The sequence below is a fragment of the Pedobacter sp. W3I1 genome (assembly GCF_030816015.1).
Classification (GTDB): Bacteria; Bacteroidota; Bacteroidia; order Sphingobacteriales; family Sphingobacteriaceae; genus Pedobacter.
This window is the reverse complement of sequence record NZ_JAUSXN010000001.1, coordinates 3,373,488-3,398,516: the sequence shown is the minus strand read 5'-3', so window position 1 is coordinate 3,398,516 and position 25,029 is coordinate 3,373,488. Positions and strand designations below refer to the sequence as shown.

The 25,029-nt window shown below is 39.7% G+C and carries 15 protein-coding genes; 14 read left to right on the top strand and 1 reads right to left on the bottom strand.

Going from position 1 to position 25,029, the window contains the following annotated elements; translation table 11 throughout:
* The 6 genes from QF042_RS14145 (at window position 1) to QF042_RS14120 (ending at window position 10,451) form a co-directional block, all read left to right on the top strand.
* Window positions 1–1,524 (top strand): acetylxylan esterase, encoded by a 1,524-nt coding sequence (locus QF042_RS14145; protein ID WP_307529430.1) that lies wholly within the window; start codon window positions 1–3, stop codon window positions 1,522–1,524.
* Between the two features lie 5 nt (window positions 1,525–1,529).
* Window positions 1,530–2,459, top strand: a complete 930-nt coding sequence (locus QF042_RS14140) for a sugar phosphate isomerase/epimerase (RefSeq protein WP_307529428.1) — start codon at window positions 1,530–1,532, stop codon at window positions 2,457–2,459.
* Window positions 2,460–2,529: 70 nt separating this feature from the next.
* A complete protein-coding gene (locus tag QF042_RS14135) occupies window positions 2,530–5,052 on the top strand; it encodes a right-handed parallel beta-helix repeat-containing protein (protein WP_307529426.1) in 2,523 nt (840 codons plus the stop codon).
* A 134-nt stretch (window positions 5,053–5,186) separates the two neighbouring features.
* Window positions 5,187–6,272 carry a Gfo/Idh/MocA family protein gene (locus QF042_RS14130; RefSeq protein ID WP_307529424.1) on the top strand — a complete coding sequence of 362 codons (1,086 nt, stop codon included), beginning with the start codon at window positions 5,187–5,189 and terminating at the stop codon, window positions 6,270–6,272.
* 261 nt (window positions 6,273–6,533) lie between these two features.
* Entirely contained in the window at window positions 6,534–8,123 is a 1,590-nt protein-coding gene (locus tag QF042_RS14125; protein WP_307529421.1) for an SLC5 family protein, read from the top strand.
* A 162-nt stretch (window positions 8,124–8,285) separates the two neighbouring features.
* Window positions 8,286–10,451 (top strand): alpha-L-rhamnosidase C-terminal domain-containing protein, encoded by a 2,166-nt coding sequence (locus QF042_RS14120; protein ID WP_307529419.1) that lies wholly within the window; start codon window positions 8,286–8,288, stop codon window positions 10,449–10,451.
* Between the two features lie 868 nt (window positions 10,452–11,319).
* On the opposite strand, the gene QF042_RS14115 is transcribed toward QF042_RS14120, so the two are convergent.
* Window positions 11,320–12,093: an IclR family transcriptional regulator gene (locus tag QF042_RS14115; protein WP_307529417.1), complete on the bottom strand. Its 774-nt coding sequence runs from the start codon at window positions 12,091–12,093 to the stop codon at window positions 11,320–11,322.
* A 274-nt stretch (window positions 12,094–12,367) separates the two neighbouring features.
* On the opposite strand from QF042_RS14115, the gene QF042_RS14110 reads away from it, so the two are divergent.
* The 8 genes from QF042_RS14110 to QF042_RS14075 all read left to right on the top strand — a co-directional run bounded on the left by QF042_RS14110 (window position 12,368) and on the right by QF042_RS14075 (window position 24,956).
* The gene (locus tag QF042_RS14110; protein WP_307529415.1) at window positions 12,368–15,127 is read left to right on the top strand and encodes a family 78 glycoside hydrolase catalytic domain; all 2,760 of its coding nucleotides are present in this window, start codon (window positions 12,368–12,370) and stop codon (window positions 15,125–15,127) included.
* A complete protein-coding gene (locus QF042_RS14105) occupies window positions 15,124–16,230 on the top strand; it encodes a glycosylase (RefSeq protein WP_307529413.1) in 1,107 nt (368 codons plus the stop codon). Before QF042_RS14110 ends, QF042_RS14105 begins: the two co-directional genes overlap by 4 nt.
* Before the next feature lies 1 nt (window position 16,231).
* Window positions 16,232–18,808, top strand: a complete 2,577-nt coding sequence (locus tag QF042_RS14100; protein ID WP_307529411.1) for a glycoside hydrolase family 2 TIM barrel-domain containing protein — start codon at window positions 16,232–16,234, stop codon at window positions 18,806–18,808.
* Window positions 18,809–18,989: 181 nt separating this feature from the next.
* Window positions 18,990–20,150, top strand: coding sequence for an ABC transporter substrate-binding protein (locus QF042_RS14095; protein WP_307529408.1), 1,161 nt, complete (start codon window positions 18,990–18,992; stop codon window positions 20,148–20,150).
* Entirely contained in the window at window positions 20,147–21,298 is a 1,152-nt protein-coding gene (locus QF042_RS14090; RefSeq protein WP_307529407.1) for a CaiB/BaiF CoA-transferase family protein, read from the top strand. The genes QF042_RS14095 and QF042_RS14090 overlap by 4 nt, the downstream gene beginning before the upstream one ends.
* A gap of 184 nt (window positions 21,299–21,482) precedes the next feature.
* Entirely contained in the window at window positions 21,483–22,646 is a 1,164-nt protein-coding gene (locus QF042_RS14085) for a CaiB/BaiF CoA-transferase family protein (protein WP_307533294.1), read from the top strand.
* On the top strand, window positions 22,639–23,877 hold the full coding sequence (locus QF042_RS14080; RefSeq protein ID WP_307529406.1) for an extracellular solute-binding protein: 1,239 nt from the start codon (window positions 22,639–22,641) through the stop codon (window positions 23,875–23,877). Before QF042_RS14085 ends, QF042_RS14080 begins: the two co-directional genes overlap by 8 nt.
* Window positions 23,874–24,956, top strand: a complete 1,083-nt coding sequence (locus tag QF042_RS14075) for a Gfo/Idh/MocA family protein (protein ID WP_307529404.1) — start codon at window positions 23,874–23,876, stop codon at window positions 24,954–24,956. Before QF042_RS14080 ends, QF042_RS14075 begins: the two co-directional genes overlap by 4 nt.
* The last annotated feature ends 73 nt before the right edge of the window (window positions 24,957–25,029 follow it).

Below are 25,029 nucleotides of genomic sequence, written 5' to 3'. Positions count from 1 at the left end.
ATGATAGATTTAACTAGATACGTCATTTCGAGCGGAACGCAGTGCAGTCGAGAAATCTATTATTTTAAAAAAGATTTCTCCATTTCGCTACGCTTCAGTCGAAATGACGACCAATCGATTGGAAGAAAAATGCGTTTAGCATTAATGCTACTTTTTTCCATTACTTCTTTAACTACATCCGCCCAAACCCAAAACACCGATAACCTCTATAAAAAACCACTTATCGATGTATTAAAAGAGATTCAAACCCAATTTAAGGTCCAAATCAAATATTCAGAACCACAGGTAAAAGACAAATGGGTAAACTATGCCGAATGGCGTTTCCGGGCCGATGTTGATCAAACACTTGCAAACGTATTAATGCCCTTGGATATGAAAGTAAATAAGGAGAAACCAGGTGTTTACAAATTAAAAGAATACGAATATTACCGTTGGGAAGTTCAGGATGGTTGGGCGTACTTAGACCAATTAGCCACAAAATATCACGATCAGGTAAGCTGGGAAAAACGTAAGGCAGAAATTAAGCCAGAACTATACAAAGCCTTACTGTTATCGCCGCTACCAGCAAAACCAAATTCAAAACCTATAGTAACCGCAAAAAGAATTTTCGATGGTTATTCGGTAGAAAACATTGCACTAGAAATTTTACCTGGTGTATGGATTAACGGTTCACTGTACAAACCATTGAACTTTAAAGGAAAAATCCCTTTGGTGCTTAGTCCTGATGGACATTGGGAAAAACAGCGATATAGAGCCGATTGCCAGATCAGATGTGCTATGATAGCCAAAATGGGGGCAATGGCCTTTAGTTACGATCTGTTTGCCTGGGGCGAATCGATGCTCCAGTTTAAATACGAAGATCATCGCAAAAGCCTGGCACAAACCGTTCAAACTTTAGGTGGCATCAGGATTTTAGATTATTTCTCTTCGTTAAAAGAAACCGATACCAGCAGAATAGGCATCAGCGGGGGTTCGGGTGCCGGAAGCCATTCTATTTTAATGACGGCAATGGATGACCGGATTAAATTAAGTGCACCGGTGGTTGCCATGTCATCTTACTTTTATGGTGGTTGTCCATGCGAAAGCGGGATGCCAATCCACCAATGTGGAGGTGGAACCGATAACGTAGAATTAGCTGCGATGGCTGCACCACGACCTCAATTATTGGTATCTGATGGAAGCGATTGGACGGCACATACACCCGAACACGATTTTCCTTACCTGCAAAAAATGTACAATTATTATGGTGTGAAAGACAAGGTTGAAAATGTGCATCTTCCGGATGAAAAACATGATTTTGGCATTAATAAGCGCATCGCACTTTACGATTTCCTGATCAAAAACTTCAAACTAAATGGTACTGCAATTAAAGATAAAGCCGGTAAATACAATGAAAGTAAAGTAACCATCGAAAAGGAAAATGCTCTTTATGTTTTTGGCGATAAAGGCGAAAAACTACCTAAAAATGCAGTGATGGGATTTGAAAATCTGGAAAAATTATTCCCGTTAGGCACAAGCAAATAGTGGATATGGAGCATCAAAACAGAAGGTCTTTTATTGGTAATGTAGCGCTGCTAACAGGCGCTTTGATGATTCCTGATCAATTACTTTTTGCTGCAGAAAAGAAAAACAGATATAAAGTTGCGGTAATTGACCTGATGATTCTCAAACGTCAGAAAATTAGTGCTTTGCCACTTGCCAAAGAAATTGGTGCAGATGGTTTAGAAATTGACATGGGTGGTTTAGGCGATAGAGAAACTTTCGACAATAAACTGGCCGATCCGAAAATCAGACAGGAATATCTAGACCAGGCGAAAGCGCTTAATCTCGAAATCTGCTCCCTGGCCATGACCGGATTTTACGCGCAATCATTTGCCAAACGGCCAACTTATCAGAAAATGATTCAGGATTGTTTGAATACGGCAAAAGCGATGAATATTAAGGTGGTATTTCTGCCCTTAGGAATTCAGGGAGATTTGGTTAAAAATCCTGAATTACGTGAGCCAATTATTGAAAGGTTAAAAGTGGCTGGAAAAATGGCCGCTAAAGCCGGAGTTACCATTGGAATTGAAACGGCATTAGATGCAACAGGCGAATTACAATTGTTAAAAGATATTGGCTGCAAGCAAGTTAAAAGTTATTTCAATTTCTCTAACGCCATTAAGAATGGGAGGGATTTACACGACGAATTAAGGATTTTAGGAAAGAAAAACATCATTCAAATTCATGCTACCAATGAAGATGGTGTTTGGTTACAAAACGATCCGAAAATTGATCTGAATAAAGTAAAAGAAACACTCGATGATATGGGTTGGAGCGGTTGGCTAGTGGTAGAAAGAAGCCGCGATGCAGCACAACCAACAAATGTAAAATATAATTTTAGTGCCAATACGAGCTACTTGAAGTCGGTTTTTCAAAACCATGCTTCGTCATTGCGAGGCACGAAGCAATCTTATTAGGAAAATGGAAATCGCGATAACCAAAAAGATGCAAAGCACAGATACAACAAAATACCAAATTATTTGGTCCGTGTCTCCACGAACCAAGCAAATTAAACCATTTTTTAGTCTGCTGATCTTTTTATCATTATTGTGCCTGAAAGTTAATGCAGTAGATATTTTTGTCTCCATAAATGGTGCAGATACTAATATAGGCACCAAAGAAAAACCTTTAGCCACTCTTCATTCAGCCCTACGTAAAGCAAGGGAATTACGGCGTTTAAATGATGCTTCCATTAAAGGTGGCATCCAGATTATTATGGGCAAAGGCTTTTATCAATTGCATGAACCTGTAGTTATCCGTCCTGAAGATTCCGGCACAAAAGATAGTCCTACCGAAATTATTGCAAACGAAAGAGTCGTGTTGAGCGGCGGTGTAAAAGTAAAAGGCTGGGAAAAACTTAATAAAGCAATTACTGGTTTGCCGAAAGAAGCATTCGGGAAAGTTTGGGTTACCGATATTCCAAATTTCGACGGCAGCGATCTGCAGTTCAGGCAGCTTTGGGTAAATGGGAATAAAGCTGTTCGGGCGAAAAACTATAATGGAGAAGAAATGGGCAGGGTTTTATCGTGGAATAGCGAAAAACAAACCTGCATTATCACACTGCAAAAAAATATCGACCTCTCTAAGGTTAAAGGCATGGAAATGTTGATCCATCAATGGTGGGCCATTGCGAATCTCCGTGTTAAATCGGTTAAAGTGATTGGCAATACTGCAGAGCTTTCTTTCATGCAGCCAGAAAGCAGGATCCAGTCAGAGCATCCCTGGCCAGCCCCATGGATCTCATCAAAAACCGGGAATTCTGCCTTTTATCTAAGCAATGCAATCCAGTTTTTAAATGAACCTGGCGAGTGGTTCGAAGATCTGCAAAACCACAAGCTTTATTATTGGCCAAAGGCGACAGAAAACATGTTAAATGCCGAAGTTATTGCTCCAGCTTTAGAAAATTTACTTAAAATCGAAGGAACGATTGATCAACCGGTTTCTTATGTAAGTTTAGAAGGTATTTCTTTCGGGCATGCTACCTGGTTGAGACCATCAAAGCAAGGTCATGTGCCCCACCAGGCCGGTATGTACATGCTCGATGCCTACAAACTCGATAAAGCCGGAACACCAGATAAACCTACACTGGAAAATCAGGCCTGGGTTGGCCGTCCGGTTTCAGCTGTGGAAGTTAATTACGCAAATAATACCTCATTTAAATCTTGTCGGTTCGAGCACCTGGCTTCTACAGGTTTAGATTATAATAAAGGAACTACTCATAACGAAATCGAAGGAAATTTATTCAAGGACATTGGCGGATCGGCCATTTTAATCGGGACTTTTTCTGATGAAGCTGTTGAAGTGCATTTGCCTTATAAGCCTACAGATCAAAGAGAAATTTCAAGTAATAACAGAATCGAAAATAACCTGATCACAGATGTAACCAACGAAGATTGGGGCGCAGTGGGTATCGGAGCAGGTTATGTTCAAGGAATTAAAATTCTGCATAACGAAATCAGCGATGTTTCTTACTCAGGAATCAGTATGGGCTGGGGATGGACGAAAACGCCAAATGCAATGGAAAACAATACCATTAGCGACAATAAAATCCATCATTACGGAAAACACCTGTACGATGTTGCGGGGATTTATACCTTATCTGCCCAACCCGGATCATCCATTACTGGAAATGTAGTCGATAGTATTTACAAAGCGCCGTACGCGCATTTACCAGATCATTGGTTTTACCTCTATACCGATGAGGGTTCAGCTGGTATTACCATCAAAAACAACTGGACACCGGCAGAAAAATATCTTCAAAATGCCAACGGACCAGGTAATCTCTGGGAAAACAATGGACCGAAAGCAGACGAAAAGATAAAACAAAATGCAGGCTTAGAAAAAGCTTTTCAATATTTATTAAGGGAAAAAGCAAATTATTCGAAAAGAGGCATCAATCAGGCTGTTGATCAATCAGTTGTATTCGAATTGCTTTTTAAGCCAAATAACCTGCCTGGTAACGGCGCTTTAAAGACTTTTGCAAAAGAAAACAACTTGCTGCCAGGTTCAAATTATAAATGGAACAATCGTTTGGTCATTTATACCTCTAGTTTGAAAGTAGAGAGTTTACAACAGACTTTGAAACGCTTAGGTGCTGTTGAAATCAAGTTGTATGATAACTTATTTTACGATTTCAACAGAGAAAAGAACTGTGGCGATAAACCTGTTGCAGAATGGGATAACATCATTTTATCAGCCAATTTGGTTAAGGACCAAAAAATGCAAAAAGAATACCTTGCTTATCACAAAACGCAATTTGAGAAATGGCCTGAAATTTCAAGAGGATTTTGTAAGGCTGAATTTCAACGATTAGCAATTTTTAAAAACGATCGACAATTGATGTTAATCATTAGTATCCCGAAAGGAAAAAAATTAGATGATTTAAATCCAAAAACTACTGAGAACAATCCAAAAGTAGATGAATGGAATGCGATCATGAAAAAATACCAGGAAGGTATTGAAGGCACAAAACCAGATGAGGTCTGGGTGTTCTTTAAACCAATAGAATAAATAAAGGAAAATCGTCATTGCTAGGAGGCACGACGAAGCAATCTTACAACTATGGCTACCTGCCGGGTGCATTAAGATTGCTTCGTACTTCGCAATGACAAAACTGAAACAATAACGCTTAGAAAAAAAATATCATGTTAAGATTAGGGATTTTAGGTTTAGGAGAGGGCAGAAGCACAATTTCTGCGTCTTTATCAAGTAGAAAATTTAAGCTCATCCAGATTTGCGATGCCAATAAAAAGCTTTGCGAAGAACGTGCTTTGGAGTTCGATTTTAAAAACTGGACAACCAATTACGAGGATATGTTAACCAGCGATAAAATCGATATGATTGCGATTTATACGCCAGATCATCTGCATTTCGAACACATTAAGCTTGCACTCGAACACGGAAAACATGTGGTTTGCACCAAGCCATTTATAGATGACCTGGCCCAGGCCAATGAGCTGTTAGCATTAGCGAAGAAATCGAGAAAAAAGATTTTTGTAGGACAAAGTTCACGCTTTTTCGAGCCTGCAATGCGCCAGAAGAAAGATTTCGATGAAGGTTTAATTGGAGAGTTAATTACAATAGAAAGTCATTATCATGCCGATCATCGTTGGTTTTTAGAGAAAGGCTGGTCGCTAAAACAGTCTTTTAAATGGCTGTATGGTGGCTTAAGTCACCCGGTAGATTTTATCAGGTGGTACATGCCTGATATTGAGGAAGTAATGGGCTATGGTATGTTAAGCAGTAATGGTTTAAAAGCCGGACTGAAAAACCAGGATACGATGCACTTTATCTTCAAAGCAAAAGATGGCCGGATTGCAAGGGTTAGTGGTGCTTATACAGGTCCTACGCAACCTGCAAGTCGCGATAGTGGCATGAGCTGCATTCTCCGGGGAACAGAGGGTGCAAGTCAGGCCGATTATCACGAACTGCGTTATTCGGTCACCACCAACACCGGGGAGGAAAAGATTATTACCTGGGGCGATTCGACTTTAAAACATTATTTCCGTTTCGAAGGACAAAGCCATCACGCAGGAGAATACCAGAATTACCTGGATTATTTTGCTGATAGTATCAACAACAACTTTACTGCTTACCCTGATTTAAAAGAAGGAATTGGCACGGTGGCGTTATTACAAGCGATGGATCAATCTTTAGAAACAGGTTTGCCTGTAAAAGTTGATGAAATATTAAAAGCAAATCATATTACAAGGGAATCGATAGGATTGTAATTGTTTGCCACGGAGACACGAAACTAAACCAAGCCATGGTTTGTGTCCTCATGAACCGTATAATTTGGTAGGTGAGGACACGTACCATGGCAAGAATAATAATATTAACCACAGATAAATAGGATGAACAGAGATACGTTTTTCCGTGGTTCGTGTCTCCACGAACCACTAATGACGAAATCATGAAAATCCTTGTATAGCCGTGTCCATCTGTGGTTAAAAACTATTAATATAACAAGCAAACTAACCAAAATAAACCTAATGGGAAACATTGTAGAACGTTTAACCAGTTTAGATTACTTTATCGTAATTGCTTACCTCATTGCACTGATGATCATTGGCTATCGGGCCAGTTTCTCCAAAAAGAAAAATGATGATGAAACCTTATTTCTAGCCAATAAATCTTTAAACTGGAGCAGCATCGGTTTTAATATGTGGGGCACTAACGTTGGCCCGTCAATGTTGCTGGCCTTTGCAAGCATTGGTTATAGCACCGGTATTGTGGCAGTCAACTTCGATTGGTATGCCTTTATATTTTTGTTTTTACTCGCCATTGTTTTTGCACCAAAATACCTTGCTGCCAAAGTAAGTACCATGCCTGAGTTTATGGGTAACCGATATGGCGATTCTACTCAAAATATCCTGGCCTGGTATGCTTTAGTTAAGATTTTAATCTCTTGGTTATCGTTGGGCTTATTTGCTGGTGGCTTTTTGGTTCGCCAGATTTTAGGTATTCCGATGTGGCAATCGGTTACGGTATTGGTAGCCTTTGCCGGATTGTTCACTTTTTTCGGTGGATTAAAAGCCATTGCCAAAGTAAACGTTTTTCAAATGATTTTATTAATTGCGGTTTCGCTTTCCTTAATGCTGTTAGGCTTAAATAAAGTGGGTGGAATTTCTGCATTGTATGAAAAAACGCCACATCACTTTTGGAATCTGGTACAGCCCGCCAGCGATCCAAAATACCCCTGGTATGCTATATTATTGGGTTACCCTGTTGCCGCTGTCGCTTTTTTCTGTACCGACCAATCGATGGTACAATCCGTTTTAGGCGCTAAAAACTTAAAGCAAGGGCAATTAGGTGTGAGTTTTATTGGATGGCTAAAAATTCTTTCGTTACCACTGTTTATTGGCACTGGAATACTCTGTTACGTGCTTTTTCCAGGTTTAAAAGATCCTAACGAAGCTTACATGACCATGGTAACCAATTTATTTCCTCCGGGTATGAATGGTTTGGTCATCGTAGTGCTCATTGCGGTATTGGTGGGAACAATTGGTTCATCTTTAAATTCGTTAAGTACAGTTTTTACTATGGATATTTATGTCAAAAAAATAAATCCACAAGCTAGTAACAAGCAGATTATCCGAATTGGCCGGTGGGCAGTTGTGGCAGGTTGTATTTTTGCCGTTATTGTAGTTTTAGCTATCGATAACATTAAGGGGCTAAACCTATTCGATGTTTTTCAATCCGTTTTGGGTTTTATTGCGCCACCACTTTCAGTTGTATTCCTGCTCACTGTTTTCTGGAAAAGAACCACGAGAAAAGCGGTTAATTTTACACTTTCAATCGGCTCTATACTAAGTTTGGGCATTGGGGTAGCTTATCTCTGGATTTTGCCTTCAGATAAATATACTTTCTGGCCACATTACCTCATGTTATCATTTTTCATTTTTGCCGGATTACTGATCATCGCGATTTTAATTTCATTGTTAGACAGGTCGCCAAGCATTTATACGGTTAATGAGGAACATCAGGCCAATATTGAAAAACCAGCTAAATCGGTTTGGATTTCGTGGATTGCATTGGCGGTGGTAATGGTTGCGCTTTACCTTTTCTTTAATGGACATTAAAATTGAAACGATCGTTATTACCAACTTGATTGGGAATCGTAAAGCCTTAGAAAGGCTTATTGGTTGCATTAAGATTCCCGCTTGCGCGAGAATGACGCCAGAACTAAAAAATGAAAGCAACAAATAAACCACAGATGAATCTGTGGTTAAAATTTCAATAATATGAAAAACTTAAAAAAAATAATTCTACTGGTAATTTTTACCTGTTTGGTAGCACCAGCTTTTGCCCAAAAAGCCTCTTGGATCTGGTATCCGGGCGATTTCGATATCTACATGAGTAATGTAATGCAGAACCGCAGAACAGAAAGAGGTTCGTTTTTCCCTGTTTTCTGGAAAATGGACAGTCATTATGTGCTGGTCGATTTTCACAAAGAATTTAATCTTACACAAGCAGAAGAAGTTAAACTTTTTGTAGAAGGAACTTATAATGTGAAAATTGATGGTCAGGCCATTGCTGGTTTTCCAAAAAGTATCCAGATTCCTGCCGGAAAGCATAAACTGAGTTTAAAAGTTTATAATCAGGCTCATGTTCCGGCGATCTTCGTTCAAGGTAAAACTGTGGTATCAGACGAAAGCTGGCTCACAACTTTTGAAGACAAAGAATGGATTGACGCCAGCGGAAAAACCTCCGATAAATCAGGAACTACCTTTGTTTCGGCAGGATCCTGGAACTTAACCGATCCGACTAAATTGCCTTCACAATTTAAATTGCCAGTGGTAGCACAATCGGCATTTAAAACTGAAAAAGTAAATAGGGGCGCACTATCTGATTTTGGAAAAGAAACTTTCGGGTTTATAAAAGTGCATGGTTTAAAAGGTAAAGGAAGACTGAGCATTTATTATGGAGAATCGAAAGAAGAAGCCTTATCTACTGATAAATGCGAAACCCTGGATTACCTTGATATAGACCTGGCACAGAAAAAAGATTCCATTATGCCACTTTCAAAGGCTTTCAGATATGTGAACTATCAAGCTGATGGAAATGTATCTGCCGATTCTGTTTCGATGTTATATGAGTATGCGCCCGTTATTGAACATGGCAGTTTTAAATCATCAGATACCGAACTCAACAAGATCTACGATGTAGCTAAATATACTTTCCATCTCAATACCCGCGAGTTTTTTATTGACGGGATAAAACGCGATCGATGGGTGTGGAGTGGCGATGCCTATCAAAGTTATTTAATGAACTATTATTCGTTTTTTGATGCACCAACTGTAAAACGGACTTTACTGGCTCAGCGTGGCAAAGACCCTGTAACCGCGCACATTAATACCATTATGGATTATTCTTTTTATTGGTTTTTAGGGATTTATGATTATTACAAATTCACAGGCGACCAAAAATTTGTGCAGGATATTTATCCACGAATGCAATCGCTTATGACCTATATCGGTGGAAGAAAGAATAAAAATGGCTTGTTGGAATGGATGCCAGGCGATTGGATTTTTATTGATTGGGCAGATAAACTGAGCAAAGATGGCGAAGTGAGTTTCGAACAGCTTTTATACGCGCGGAGTTTAGAAACGATGGCTTTATGTGCAAAACTGGCTAATGATACCGAAGGAAGCGCGAAATACGATAAGCAGGCAAAAGAACTGAAAGACAAGATTTTCAAACTTTACTGGAACCAGAATAAAAGTGCATTGGTGCATAGTCGCGTTGACGATAAACAAACAGAAAATGTAACGCGTTATGCCAATATGTTTGGGATTTTCTTTGATTATTTTACACCGGAACAAAAACTGGCTGTTAAAAAGAATGTGTTACTCAACGATCAGATCGCCAAAATCACCACGCCTTATATGCGCTTCTATGAATTGGAAGCCTTATGTGCCATGGGTGAGCAATCTTATGTATTAAAAGAAATGAAAAATTATTGGGGTGGCATGTTAAAACTGGGCGCAACTTCTTTTTGGGAAGAATATAACCCTGATAAAAAAGGAGCAGAACATTTAGCCATGTATGGCAGGCCTTTTGGCAAAAGCCTTTGCCATGCCTGGGGTGCAAGTCCGATTTATTTATTGGGAAAATATTATTTAGGCGTACAACCTACAAGTCCGGGTTACGAAAACTATACCATCGAACCTAATTTAGGTGGTTTAGCATGGATGGAAGGAAAAGTGCCCACAGCTCATGGAGATATTTCAGTGTTTTGCAGCAGGAAAGAAATCAAAGTTTCTTCTCCAACAGGAATAGGAAAACTAAAGATAAAAAGTAAAACCAAACCAGTTGTAAAAGATGCAGGTGTGAAAGAAGTTTCGAAAGGAATTTATGAAGTTACAATCGAAAAAGGTAAAGATTATAGTGTGAGGTATTCGGGATAAGATACTAACGGGTTGTATCATAAGTTGTAATCCCATTCGAATTTGTCACGTTGAGCTTGTCGAAACCTCTTGAGAGACTGGAGTTGCTATCTTTTAAACAAATCCTTCGACATGCTCAGGATGACAATCTATATTTATGATACAGCCTTTACGCTAACGCTCGTTTTTAACGAGCGTTGAATAGCTTGTTGTTTACAAACGATAAAATCGTAAAGTTATTTATGTACTCGTTGGGAAATGAGCGCAAACTTTAATGCAGTAGGTTCGCGTTAGGGATTGTAAGGGTTCAGTACCGATTAAGCATCTGTTTTTATTTAATCACGGCATGCTTGCTTGTTTCACAGGTCTTCATCGGTACCGGAGCGAAGCGGAGCCCTGCAAAGCCCCGGCCCTTTCCCGTATTTCACGGGATTGGGTAACGCCCAAATGAATTTGAGGTTTCCCGCACACTCAATTTCTACATCGGGATCAGCACTTTAATAAAAGGATAGATCCTGAAACAAGTTCAGGATGACGAGTGGAAGAAATTTCTGGGCTAACGAGCGTTAAATAGCTTGTCGTTTACAAACGATAAAATCGTAAAGTTATTTATGCACTCGTTGGGATATACGAGCGCAAACTTTAATGCAGTAGGTTCGCGTTAGGAATTGTAAGGGTTCAGTACCGATTAAGCATCTGTTTTTATTTAATCACGGCATGCTTGCTTGTTTCACAGGTCTTCATCGGTACCGGAGCGAAGCGTAGCCCTGCAAAGCCCGACCCTTTCCCGTATTTCACGGGATTGGGGAACGCCCAAATCAGTTGGCAATTGCAGTTGGCAGTTATATTAACGATTAGAAAGTCAAAGCCTCCTCTAGGGGGTGGGGGGCTAAACTCCAATCCGCTGCTCTATCTTTTTAACACATTTGTATGCCTCAGCCAGGATAACATCATTTGCGATGGTCTGATCTACATTTAACGCATTTAACATCGAAATGGTTAAACAGGCAATAATGCCATTATTACTTTCGATACCAATGGGTACCGAAATATCGGTTACACCCGAAACTGAATCACTATTTTTAAAATAAGAGCCAGTTTGTTGGATATCGGCTAAAGAACTTAAGAAATCTTCTTGTTGTGGTTTGGCATATTTCTTAAAAATAGCATTGTTTTTTAAAGTTGTGATACGCTCAGTCTCGGGCATATAAGCCAATAAAACTTTACCCGATGCGGTTAAAGGCAAGGGGAATAAATTTCCTTCTTCTATGGAAAGTGCAATTGGCCCAGGACTTTTGGCATGGATAATCACCATTACCTGGTTCATGTACAAGATACTTAAATGACACGATTGACGGATGGTATTGGCCAGTTCTTCCAATGGAAATTGTGCAGCCTTACGCAGCTCATCAATAGGAGAGTGCCGATGAGAAAGGTAAAAAAGCTTTAGCGACAGCCTGTATTTACCTGAAACCTCATCGCGTAAAATATAACCCCGACTTTCCAAACTCATCAACATCCTATAAATTTCGTTAGGTGTTTTCTCAATACCAATCGCAATTTCAGTTTGAGACAATGGGATCGATTGTGCTGATAAATATTCCAATATATCAAGTCCTTTATCCAAAGCAGGAGCCTGGTATTTCGATTCTTTTTCGTTCATGAGGGTTTAAATTTGGCTGTAGCGTATTTTTTACAATCTCAAACATACAAAATGCTTTCTTATTTATACAAGAGAAGATTTTGTATAATTTAAATACTAATATATGTTTTCATATTTAAAAAAAACATTTATATTTGAATTAGCGATAGCATTCTAAAGTTAATAAATTTATAAAGCTTAATTCTAAAGAATCGAGAATTTATTTCTGAAGGAATTATATCACTGATAACCATTTATAAACCTAAGCAAACGCCGAAATGGTGTAGATTAATTGATGAGTAAACTCGTAATCTTTTCCTGGCTTTACCTGTTAAGCATTCCGCTTTTTGCGCAAGATATTAAGGTTGCTCAATTAGATTGTGAATACCGGAACAATCCAATTGGAATTGATGTACAATCGCCGGGTTTAAGTTGGAAACTGCAATCATCAAAACACAATGTGATGCAAAGCGCCTACCAGATTTTGGTTTCGGGGAGTCGGAGCAATATTGATAAAAACATTGGGGAAGTATGGGATACTAAAAAAGTGAATTCAAGCCAATCCATTCAGGTACCTTATAAAGGAATGGAGTTATCATCAACCAAAACTTACTATTGGAAAATCCGTGTTTGGGATAATTTAGGAAATCAGTCTGCCTGGAGCAGTGCAGCCTATTGGCAAATGGGATTGCTGAATAAGGATGATTGGAAAGGCGCAAAATGGATTGCCTACGAAAAACTGGCCGATTCTAATATAAACAGCTTGCCAACTGACGGTAAAAAAGACAAATACAATAGCAATAATACCTTGCCTATGTTTCGCAAGGGCTTTACGGTAACAAAGTCAATTAAAAAAGCTACGGTTTTTATTTCTGGTTTAGGGCATTTCGAAATGAGTTTAAACGGATCGAAGGTTGGTGACAATTTTCTGGCGCCCGGCTGGACCAAATACGATAAAGAAGCCTTATATATCACCTACGATTTAACCAGGCAGCTTAAAAAAGGTGAAAATGCAATCGGTGTGATGCTCGGCAACGGTTTTTATTATGTTCCACCGGTTAAAGAACGCTATCGAAAACTTAAAGTGGCCTATGGTTATCCGAAAATGATCTGCAGAATACTAATTGAATACAGCGATGGTACTTCAGCAAATATTGTTAGTAACCAAAGTTGGAAAACGGCACCATCACCCATTACTTTTTCCAGCATTTACGGTGGTGAAGATTATAATGCCAATCTTGAACAAAAAGGTTGGAATTTAGCCGGTTTTAGCGATTCGAAATGGAAATCTGCTTTATGGGTTGATGGACCAAAACTGAATGCACAGAAAGAAGAACCGATAAAGATTTTTGAAAATTTCTCGCCACAAAATATTACTTCGGTAGCCAATAATGAATGGGTTTACGATATGGGCCAGAACGCTTCTGCCATTATCGAATTAAAAGTCCGGGGGAAAAAAGGCGATACTATTCGCATTACACCAGCAGAACTGTTAAAAGCCGAAGGTTCGGTAACACAAAAAAACATTGGAGGTCCGTCTTATTTTATGTATGTATTAAAAGGCGAAGGTTTAGAAACCTGGCGACCGAAATTCTTTTATACCGGATTTAGGTATCTCCAGGTTAAAGGAGGAGTTCCGATTGGTAAAGAAAACACATCAGGCAAAGCCATAATAGAAGGTTTAAAATCCTTACACATCAGGAATGCAGCTCAGCAGGTGGGTAAATTCTCTTCTTCAAACGAGTTGTTTAATAAAACTTTCAGTTTGATTGATTGGGCGATTAAAAGCAATATGGTAAGTGTTTTTACCGATTGTCCGCACCGCGAAAAATTGGGCTGGCTGGAAGAATTGCATTTAATGGGGAGTTCTGTACGCTATAATTACCATGCTGCACCTTTGTTTAAAAAAGCATTGCAAGACATGAAAAACTCGCAATTGGCTAGCGGCTTGATTCCTGAAATTTCACCAGAATATGTAAAGTTTGAATGGGGTGGTGATATGTTCCGCGATTCGCCAGAGTGGGGAAGCAGCGGGATTTTGATGCCATGGTATTTATATCAATGGTATGGCGATAAACAGGCGATGCTTGATTATTACCCGATGATGCAGCGGTACGTTAATTATCTTGCCACTAAGGCTAATGGCCACATCTTGTCGCAGGGCTTAGGCGACTGGTACGATTTAGGCCCGAACCCGCCAGGTGTTTCTCAATTAACCCCAATGGGTGTTACCGGAACTGCAATTTATTACTACGATTTAATTATCCTGGAAAAAATGGCCACGCTTTTAGGTAAAAAAGCAGATGCCCTGGCCTATGCCAAAATTGCCGCAGAAGTCAGAGATGCTTTCAATAATAAATTTTTTGATGTTAAAACCAAGCAATACGCTACGGGTTCGCAAGCCGCAAATGCAATGGCCGTATACATGGGTTTGGTTAAAGAAAAAGATAAAAATGCAGTAATTGAGAACTTAGTTAAAGACATCAGAGATCGTAAAAACAGTTTAACGGCAGGCGATATTGGCTACCGTTATGTTTTACGTGTTTTAGAAGACGCTGGAAAATCGGATGTGATTTTTGACATGAACAGCCGTTCTGATGTACCTGGTTATGGCATGCAGTTAACCAAAGGAGCAACAGCTTTAACCGAATCGTGGGCGGCCTTACCAACGGTATCTAACAATCATTTTATGCTGGGGCACTTAATGGAATGGCTGTACAGTGGCTTAGGTGGTATTCGTCAGGAAGAAAATTCTGTTGCCTTTAAGCACATTAAAATCGAGCCGGAAGTAGTTGGCGATATCACATCAGCTGATGTGAGTTACAATTCTCCTTACGGGGAAATTTCTACCAAATGGGCAAAAACGGCAAAAAATTTCACTTTAGAAGTTAACATTCCGGTAAATACAAAAGCTACGGTTTATTTCCCTGTTTTGCCGAATTATATCATCTCAGAAGAAAACAATTCGACAGTTGAGAACGCAGGAACAGAAAATGACAAAACCAAGATAGCTATCGGATCAGGTTATTATAAATTTAATTTAACGTACAAATGAAAAAGATAATCCTCATACTTTTTCTTTTTGTAAGTGCATTAAAATTAAATGCGCAAACTGTTAATCCTGTTTCAATAGAAACCATGGAAAAGATTTATCAGGAAGTTAAAACACCTTATAAATATGGTTTGGTAATGGTGCCAGTAGATAAAGAGCATAAAATGGATTGCCCGACGATCTTTAAAAAGGGTAAAGATTGGTATATGACTTATCTGATTTTTAGCGGTCGTGGTTACGAAACCTGGTTGGCTAAAAGTAAAGATTTATTGCATTGGGAAAACCAGGGCAAACTGATGTCATTTGGCGATGCAGGCCACTGGGATGATAACCAAAAAGCAGGTTACAATGCATTGCTAGATACCAAATGGGGTGGGAGTTATGGCATAAATCAGTTCGATGGCAAATATTGGATGTCGTATTTTGGAGGTAAGGAAAAAGGTTATGAAGTGGAGCCTTTATCAATCGGCATGGCTTACACCACGAAAGATCCATCAATGGTTCAAGAATGGAATAGGCTAGATAAACCTGTCTTAACTTCGGATGATGTAGATGTACGTTGGTGGGAAAACCGCAACAAACTTTTTAAAAGTACCGTAATTGAAGATAAACAAAAGCTTACTGGTCATGCATTTGTGATGTACTATAATGCAGTTGGCGATTCTTTGGCGAACAATAAAAAAACACGTTGGTACGAACGAATTGGTATGGCGGTTTCTGACGACATGATTCATTGGCAGCGTTTCAATAAAAATCCTGTAGTTCATCATCCGGTTGGTATTACCGGAGATGCTGTAATCCAGAAGATTAACAAAATCTGGGTAATGTTTTACTTTGGTGCCTTTTGGCAGGATAGAAAGGGTTCATTTAATCGCTTTGCTGCCTCGAAAGACCTTGTAAACTGGACCGACTGGACAGGCGATAACCTAATCGAATCATCAGAAAAATATGATGAATTGTATGCACATAAATCTTTCGTTTTGAAGTATAAAGGCACCGTATACCATTTTTACTGTGCTGTTAACAAGCAAGACCAACGCGGCATTGCCGTAGCGACTTCGAAAGATTTAAGTAAGAGCAAGTTAAGTTTTGTAAGCGGGAATTAGAATGAAGAAGCCCCAATTTAAATATAGAATTTTTGGTTTGACGCTTTTGATGGCGATGTCTTTGGGCGTCATTTCGACTGAAGCGAAGAGAAATGGAGAAATCTTTGAACTTAGTTGCAGCAATTACGACAAAGATTTCTCCACTACGGTCGAAATGACGGCGGCAGTAAAGAAGCCAAGCGCTGAACCCCGTACCAGAATTAGCTTTAACAAAAACTGGAAATTCTTCCTAGGTGATGAACCAGACGCTAAATCTCCAACATACAATGATCTTAAATGGCGAAAACTCACCTTACCGCACGATTGGAGTATAGAAGGTAAATTTGATGAGAAAAACCCTGCAAAACCAGAAGGCGGAGGTTTACCTACTGGTATAGGCTGGTACAGAAAGGAATTTACAGCGCCTGCTAATTTCAAAAACAGAATCATCAGCATCGAATTTGATGGCGTATATAAAAACAGCGAAGTTTGGATCAATGGTCAGTATCTGGGCAAAAGACCTTATGGCTACAGCTCTTTTTCTTATGAGATTAGCAAATATTTAAAAGCTGGAAAAAATAGTATTGCGGTTAAAGTAGATAACTCCGCTCAACCAGATTCGCGTTGGTACTCCGGCTCAGGAATTTATAGAAATGTATGGTTAACATCAGCTGCTGCCGTTTCAGTAAAACGCAATGGTGTTTACGTGAAAACTACTGTAACTAGTGGCGACAGAGGTCAAAGCTTTGAAAACAGGAATTTATCTCCTGGTGAAAGTGCTGCATTAATTGGTGTTGATATCGAACTCGAAAATAAATTCAACACAAAGGGGAAATATAAAATACTAACCACCATTTTCGATGATAAAGGAGCTAAACTTCAGCAAAAACAATGGCCAATGGCAGTTGATCAAAATACGCTGAAGTTAGTCACAAATGGTTTGTCTATTGCAAACCCGAAGTTATGGTCAGTTAATCAACCGGTGATGTACAAGCTGGTTACAGAGATTGTGCAAGCTGATGGGAAAATTATCGACCGTTATACTACACCATTTGGAATTCGCGACTTTAACTTCGACGCACAAAAAGGCTTTTCCTTAAACGGGAAACCGATGAAAATATTAGGCGTTTGCTTGCACCACGATCTTGGTGCCTTGGGTGCTGCAGTAAATGTGCGTGCCATGGAACGCCAATTGGAAATCATGAAAGCAATGGGGGTGAATGCCATCCGTACCGCTCATAATCCACCAGCCCCTGAGTTTTTAGATTTATGCGACAAAATGGGCTTCCTGGTAATGGATGAGGCTTTTGATATGTGGGTAAAAAAGAAAACCAAAAATGATTATCATCTAAATTTCCCAGAATGGCACCGAAGTGATTTGGAGGAAATGATTAAGCGCGATCGCAACCATCCATCCATTATACTTTGGAGTATTGGTAACGAAATTCGTGAGCAGTTTGATAGTACTGGCATTGCGATTACAAAAGAGCTGGTTGGCATTGTTAAAAATTTAGACAAGACACGTCCGGTGATTTCAGCACTGACCGAAACAAAAGCTGAAAAAAACTTTATTTACCAGGCCAATGCGTTAGATATTTATGGCCTTAATTATAACCATAAACTTTATAAAGATTTCCCTAAAAATTATCCGGGCGTTAAATTTTTAGCAACAGAAACTACCTCAGCTTTAGAAACCAGGGGTTTTTACGATACTGCCGATACCATCCGCCGTTGGCCAAGAGACGGAAAAACAAAGTTTACCGAAGGCAATAGCGAGTGGTCGGCATCAGCTTACGATAATGTTTCGGCATATTGGGGTTCTACGCACGAAGAAACCTGGGCAGCCGCTAAAAAATACGATCATGTATCAGGCTTATTCGTTTGGACAGGTTTCGATTATCTGGGCGAACCGTTACCATATCCCTGGCCAGCCAGAAGTTCTTATTTCGGAATTGTCGATTTAGCAGGTTTTCCGAAAGATTCGTATTATATGTATCAGAGCGAGTGGACCAATAAACCCGTATTACACATTTTGCCACATTGGAACTGGAAACAGGGAAAATCGGTCGAAGTTTGGGCTTATTACAACAATGCTGATGAAGTAGAACTTTATCTGAATGGAAAATCCTTAGGCAAAAAATCAAAACAAGGCGATGAGCTGCATGTATTATGGAACGTGAACTTCGAACCAGGCACTTTAAAAGCTGTATCCCGTAAAAACGGAAGGGAAGTTTTAATACGTGAAGTGAAAACCGCGGGAGATCCGGTGAAAATCGAACTAATAGCTGATAGAAAGAACATTAAAGCTGATGGCAAGGATTTATCTTTTGTTACCGTCCGCATTTTAGATGCTGCAGGAAATGTAGTGCCGAACGCTGATAATTTAGTCGATTTTAAGGTAGATGGTGTTGGTTTTATTGCTGGTGTTGATAATGGGTTTCAGGCAAGCCTGGAGCCTTTCAAAGCCGATTACCGTAAAGCATTTCATGGGTTATGTTTAGCCATACTGCAATCAACAGAAAAAACAGGAACAATTAAATTAACAGCAACATCAGCAGGTTTGGTTTCTTCATCGATCATAATTAATACTGGAAAATAATGAGAAAAGTAGCCTTGGTTCGTGTCCTCACGAAACACAATAATATTGAATCTATCAGTTGGTGTCTCAACAACCGAAATAAAATTTAAACAACATGGTTGGTGAGACACCAACCATTAGAGAAAAAACAAAATAAAAACTGGTCGGTGGAGACACTAATAGATAAATAAGAGGAAATAAAGTGCAGAAGACGATTAATTTAAAAGGAATAACCTGGAACCACAGTCGTGGTCTTTTACCTATGGTGGCAACGGCACAGCGGTTCTCTGAATTGCATCCAAATGTTCACATCACCTGGGAAAAAAGAAGTTTGCAGCAATTTGCCGATTTTTCGATCCAGGAATTGGCAGAACGTTTCGACTTGCTGGTTATCGACCATCCCTGGGCAGGTTTTGCCGCTAAAACAAAATCTATTGTGCCTTTGGATGTTTACCTTTCTGATGAATATTTAAAAGATCAGGAAGAAAATTCTGTCGGCCAATCTTACGAGAGTTACTTCTATGATGACCATTTATGGGCTTTGCCTATAGATGCTGCAACACCTGTAGCTGCTTCAAGGCCAGATTTGCTTGCTGAAAAAGGATGGCAACTGCCTAAATCTTTCGACGATTTATTGGCACTTGCTGATAAGGGTTTAGTAGCCTTTGCAGGCATTCCAATTGACGTTTTAATGAATTTTTATACGCTTTGCTGTTCCTTAGGCGAAGACCCTTGCCAAAATGATGAAGAAGTTGTTTCAACAGAAACAGGGGTTAAAGTTTTGAAAATGTATCGCGAATTGGCTGCAAAGATGGATAAAGCAAACTTCAACAGAAATCCCATTCAGGTGTATGAAGCGATGACTTTAACCGATGAAATTGCTTATTGTCCATTCGCTTATGGCTATTCAAACTATTCGCGTAACGGTTATGCCCGCAAAACCTTGCATTTTCACGATATGATTAGTTTAAATGGAAAAACCAACCTCAGAAGCACCTTGGGCGGTACCGGTTTAGCAATCTCCGCTAAATGTGAAGCAATTGATGTTGCTGCTAAATATGTAGAATTTGTGGGTTCACCAACTTGCCAATCGACTTTGTTTTTTGAAAGCGGTGGCCAGCCAGGGCATTTAGCTGCCTGGAAAAACGAAGAAGTAAACCGCCAGAGTCAGCATTATTTCTTGAATACCTTACCTGCTTTACAAAGGGCATTTCTACGTCCACGGTACCATGGTTCAATGTATTTTCAAGACCATGCAGGTGATGTTATTCGCGATTATTTAATGAACGGTGGAGATGAAATTCAGGTTTTAACAGCCATGAATGTATTATATCAGAAATCTAAAAGCTTGGTATTATCATGAACAGGCCATTAGAAGGACTTTTGGTTTTGGAGTTTTGCCAGTTTTTGGCAGGACCATCAGCCGGCTTAAAGCTGGCTGATTTAGGCGCACGTGTGATTAAAATTGAGCGGCCAAAAACAGGCGACGCTTGTAGACAACTATCTATTAAAAATCTTTTTGTAGACGAAGATAGTTTGCTTTTTCATACCATAAACCGCAATAAAGAAAGCTACGCTGCAGATTTAAAGAATCCTGAAGATTTAAAAAGATTAAAAAAGCTCATTAGCAAGGCTGATGTAATGACGCATAATTTCCGTCCGGGTGTAATGGAAAAAATTGGGTTGGATTATGAAACAGTACAAAATATTAATCCTAAAATCGTTTATGGAGTGGTAACGGGTTATGGAAATGAAGGACCCTGGAAAAATAAGCCCGGTCAGGACTTATTAGTTCAATCCGTCTCAGGTCTTACTTTTTTATCAGGCGTTGATGTAGACGGACCTGTTCCATTTGGCCTTTCCGTTTCTGATATCATGTGCGGAAACCATTTAGCACAAGGAATAATGGCTGCTTTAATCAAAAGAGCCAAAACCAACAAGAGTGTTTTGGTCGAAGTAAGCTTACTGGAATCAATCTTAGATGTACAATTTGAGGTATTAACCACTTACCTAAACGATGGTGGAAAATTACCTGATAGAAGCGGGGCGAAGGGAAGTGCACACGCCTACTTAAGTGCACCTTATGGCATGTACGAAACCGCCGATGGCTATATTGCAATGGCAATGGGCAATCTTCCCAATATCTGTGCAATCATAAATTGCGATATTACTGATTTGTATGTAGAAGCAGGATCGGCCTTTGAAAATCGTGATAAATTGATTGTCCGTTTGGCTGCAACTTTTAAAAAGGAAAACACTAATACCTGGCTGGAGCTATTAGAAAATCACGGAATCTGGTGTGCTGAAGTTTTAAATTATCAAACGGCAACAGTTTTGAGCACTTACAAAAACCTTGATATAGAGCAGCAATTGAACTTAGATGGAGGCAAAACAATCAAGACAACTGTTAGCCCGATCCGTTTGGATAACGAGAAGTTATTTGCATCGAAAGCTGCACCAAAACTTGGGGGGGATACTTCAGATATTAATAAAGAGTTTGAATTAAGTTAATAAAAATGGTCGTCATTTCGACTGGAGCGCAGCGGAATGGAGAAATCTATCTGAGAAAGACTTAATAGATCTCTCCACTACGGTCGAGATGACGATCATTCTTGTTGGGAATGACGCCCGATAAAAGATTGCTTCGTACCTCACAACGACGAGGTGCTGAATATTTAATAAAAAAAACAAAATGATGAAACCGCTTGAAGATTTTTTAGTTATCGATTTCAGCCAGTTTCTTTCTGGCCCATCGGCAGGTTTGCGCCTGGCCGATATGGGTGCCCGTGTAATCAAAATTGAGCGTTTAGGTGTTGGCGATATCTGCCGTACGCTCTATACCTCGAACCTGATTATGAATGGCGAATCGTCGGTTTTTCATGCCATCAATAGAAATAAGGAGAGTTTTGAAGTTGACTTAAAAAGTGAAGAGGATTGCGAAATGGTTCGCGAACTGCTGAAAAAAGCAGATGTAATGATTCATAACTTCCGTCCGGGCGTAATGGAGCGTTTAGGTTTCGATTATCAATCGGTTACCGCTTTAAATCCTTCCATTATTTATGGAGAAATTTCAGGTTATGGAACCGCTACTGAGTGGAAAAATAAACCAGGTCAGGATCTGCTCTTACAATCCGTTACTGGCCTCACTTCATTAACAGGAAATGCCGATAGCGGTCCTGTTGCCATGGGTTTATCCATTGTAGATATGTTGGCTGGCGCGCATTTAGCACAAGGGCTTTTAGCCTGCTTGTATCGTAAAGCCATAAAAAACGAGGGTGGCTTTGTGCAGGTAAGCATGATGGAATCGGCCTACGATTTCCAGTTTGAAACCATTACCACCTTTATGAATGATGGTGGAAGCTTACCTGAACGTTCAAAAAAGAACAATGCAAACGCATATTTAGGCGCTCCTTATGGTATTTATCAAACAGAAAACGGATATTTAGCCTTAGCGATGGGTTCAATCCCTCAACTCGGCCATTTGCTTGCTTGCGATAAACTCGAAGATTATGTTGAAGTAAGCGAAGCATTTGATAAACGGGATGAGATTAAGGCGATTTTAGCCGAACATCTTTTATCTGCAAGCACTGAAAACTGGCTTTCCATACTGGAACCAGCTGATATTTGGTGTGCCGATGTTTTAAACTGGAATGCGCTGATGGCGCACGATGGTTTTAAGGTTTTGAACATGATACAGGAAGTGGAAATGATAGATGGTTACAAATATAAAACCACCAGATGCCCAATCCGTATTGATGGCGAGTTGCTTACCTCATCAAAAGGTTCGCCTAAACTAGGGCAGGATAATGAGAAAATTATTGAAGAATTTATAACACAGCATACAACTGCAAATGCATAACCAGATAGAACCTTTCAGAATAGCCGTTCGTAAATTTGCACCCTTTGAATCTGCCATGCAGAAATTTTGGGAGCAATATTGCATGGTTTCGGGTTGCAAGCTGAAATTGGAAATGGTGGTAATGGATCTACACGAGCTTTACGACCGTACGATTACCAAAAAAGGTTTAGCTAATGGCGACTTTGATATTGCACATATCAGCACCGATTGTGTTTTGGAAGGTTATACCAACCAGGATTTCGAGGTTTTAAATCCTTTTATCAACAAAAACAAACCAGATGATTTTCCGAGGGGATGGAGCAAGTCGCTGTTAAGTTTACAGCGTTTTGGTTGGGAAATAGTTGGGTTGCCTTTTCATGATGGCCCCGAATGTTTTATTTACCGCAAAGATCTGTTTGAAAACGAAACCGAAAAAGCCAATTATTTAGCGCAATACGGAAAAGCTTTAGCCGTACCCGGAACCTGGGAAGATTTTCATCAGATTGCCAGGTTCTTCACTCGCCCTCAAGATAACCTTTACGGAACTATTTTCGCCTGTTATCCTGACGGCCATAATACCGTTTTTGATTTTTGCCTGCAATTGTGGACCAGAGGTGGAACATTAGTCGATAAACATGACCATATCCAGATCAATACACAAGCAGCAATTGATGGCCTTAATTTCTATCGTACAATTGTTAATGATAAAACCGCCGTTCATCCTAAATCAGCAGAGTTTGAATCTGTAGCCGCCGGAATGGCCTTTTCGCAAGGCGAAGCAGCGATGATGATCAATTGGTTTGGTTTTGCTGCCATGTGCGAAGTGGATGCAAATTCAAAGGTGAAAGGCAAAATCGATGTGGAGCCCTTACCTTCTGCCATTGATGAAAAATCAGCTTCTCTAAACGTTTACTGGCTTTATACCATTGCTAAGGGGAGTAAAAATAAAGATATCGCGTATGATTTTCTTCGTTTTGCCTTAGCCAAAGAGCAGGACAAACAACTCACCTTAGAAGGCGGAATTGGTTGCCGGATTTCAACCTGGAAAGATGAAGAAATCAACAAAATAATTCCTTATTACCATAAACTGGAAGTTTTACATGAGGTGGCAAATATGTTGCCCCAGAAGACAAATTGGGCTGCAATTGCGGCAATAATCGATCAGATGGTTTTGCAGGCCATAAATACTGATCGACCTACAGAAGAATTGATTCAGCTTGCGCAGAACCAGATTAACGAGATTGACAAATGAGTATTGATATAAAATATAAGCCAGAGTTACCAGAAACCAAACAACCCATCATCATTATAGGTGCTGGTGGTATTGTGGCCGACGCACACTTGCCTGCCTATAAAATTGCCGGTTTTGAAGTGCATGGCATTGTAAACCGAACCAAAGAAAGGGCGCAGAAACTGGCAGATACTTTTGGCATTCCAAACGTTTATAATTCGGTGGCTGAGGCCGTAAAACTGGCTCCTGCAAACACCGTTTACGATTTAACCATCATGCCTGAACAGTATATTGAAACACTACAACAGTTACCCGATGGGAGTGCTGTATTGATTCAAAAACCAATGGGCGATGATTTTACACAGGCAAAGGAAATTCTCGAATTATGTAGAACAAAAAACTTAAAAGCGGCCATCAACTTTCAATTGCGCTTTGCACCATTTGTAAGTGCGGCAAAATACCTGATTGATAAATGTTTAATTGGCCAATTATACGATATGGAAGTCCGCGTAACGATTAAAACACCCTGGGAAATTTTCCCTCATGTGATTATTCATCCGCGTTTAGAAATCCAGTACCATAGCATTCACTATGTGGATTTAATCCGTTCTTTTTTGGGCAATCCGGAAAGTGTTCTGGCCAAAACATTAAAACATCCTGCAAAGAATTTATCATCATCCCGCTCAACCATTTTATTCGATTACGGCGATACCATGCATGCGGTAATTAACACCAATCATGATCACGATTTCGGTCCCAATCACCAGGAAAGTTATATTAAATGGGAGGGAACAAAAGGTGCAATTGTAGCCAAAATTGGCTTGTTAATGGATTACCCTCATGGTGTACCTGATGTTTTTGAATATTGTATTATAGAAAATGGAAAACAAGCCGAATGGCAAACAGTAAAACTGGAAGGTTCCTGGTTTCCGGAAGCTTTTATTGGCACAATGGCCAATTTAATGCGGTATAATGAAGGTTCAACCGATGTTTTGCATACCAGTGTTGAAGATGTAATTCAAACCATGGCAGTTGTAGAAAGTGCCTACCAATCGAGTGATATTGGTGGGGTAAAGGTTAAAGAAAAATTAAATAATTAAATCGTCATTGCGAGGCTGGAAAATGAGCGAACCGAAGCAATCTGTTTTGCGACAAAGATTGCTTCGGCTCGAT

Excerpts from the sequence above, each read along its gene's own strand:
- QF042_RS14080 (WP_307529406.1), top strand. The coding sequence starts at position 22,639 with ATGCATAACCAGATAGAACCTTTCAGAATAGCCGTTCGTAAATTTGCA.
- QF042_RS14075 (WP_307529404.1), top strand. The coding sequence starts at position 23,874 with ATGAGTATTGATATAAAATATAAGCCAGAGTTACCAGAAACCAAACAA.
- QF042_RS14120 (WP_307529419.1), top strand. The coding sequence starts at position 8,286 with ATGAAAAACTTAAAAAAAATAATTCTACTGGTAATTTTTACCTGTTTG.
- QF042_RS14090 (WP_307529407.1), top strand. The coding sequence starts at position 20,147 with ATGAACAGGCCATTAGAAGGACTTTTGGTTTTGGAGTTTTGCCAGTTT.
- QF042_RS14110 (WP_307529415.1), top strand. The coding sequence starts at position 12,368 with ATGAGTAAACTCGTAATCTTTTCCTGGCTTTACCTGTTAAGCATTCCG.
- QF042_RS14125 (WP_307529421.1), top strand. The coding sequence starts at position 6,534 with ATGGGAAACATTGTAGAACGTTTAACCAGTTTAGATTACTTTATCGTA.
- QF042_RS14145 (WP_307529430.1), top strand. The coding sequence starts at position 1 with ATGATAGATTTAACTAGATACGTCATTTCGAGCGGAACGCAGTGCAGT.
- QF042_RS14115 (WP_307529417.1), bottom strand. The coding sequence starts at position 12,093 with ATGAACGAAAAAGAATCGAAATACCAGGCTCCTGCTTTGGATAAAGGA.
- QF042_RS14130 (WP_307529424.1), top strand. The coding sequence starts at position 5,187 with ATGTTAAGATTAGGGATTTTAGGTTTAGGAGAGGGCAGAAGCACAATT.
- QF042_RS14085 (WP_307533294.1), top strand. The coding sequence starts at position 21,483 with ATGAAACCGCTTGAAGATTTTTTAGTTATCGATTTCAGCCAGTTTCTT.
- QF042_RS14140 (WP_307529428.1), top strand. The coding sequence starts at position 1,530 with ATGGAGCATCAAAACAGAAGGTCTTTTATTGGTAATGTAGCGCTGCTA.
- QF042_RS14100 (WP_307529411.1), top strand. The coding sequence starts at position 16,232 with ATGAAGAAGCCCCAATTTAAATATAGAATTTTTGGTTTGACGCTTTTG.
- QF042_RS14105 (WP_307529413.1), top strand. The coding sequence starts at position 15,124 with ATGAAAAAGATAATCCTCATACTTTTTCTTTTTGTAAGTGCATTAAAA.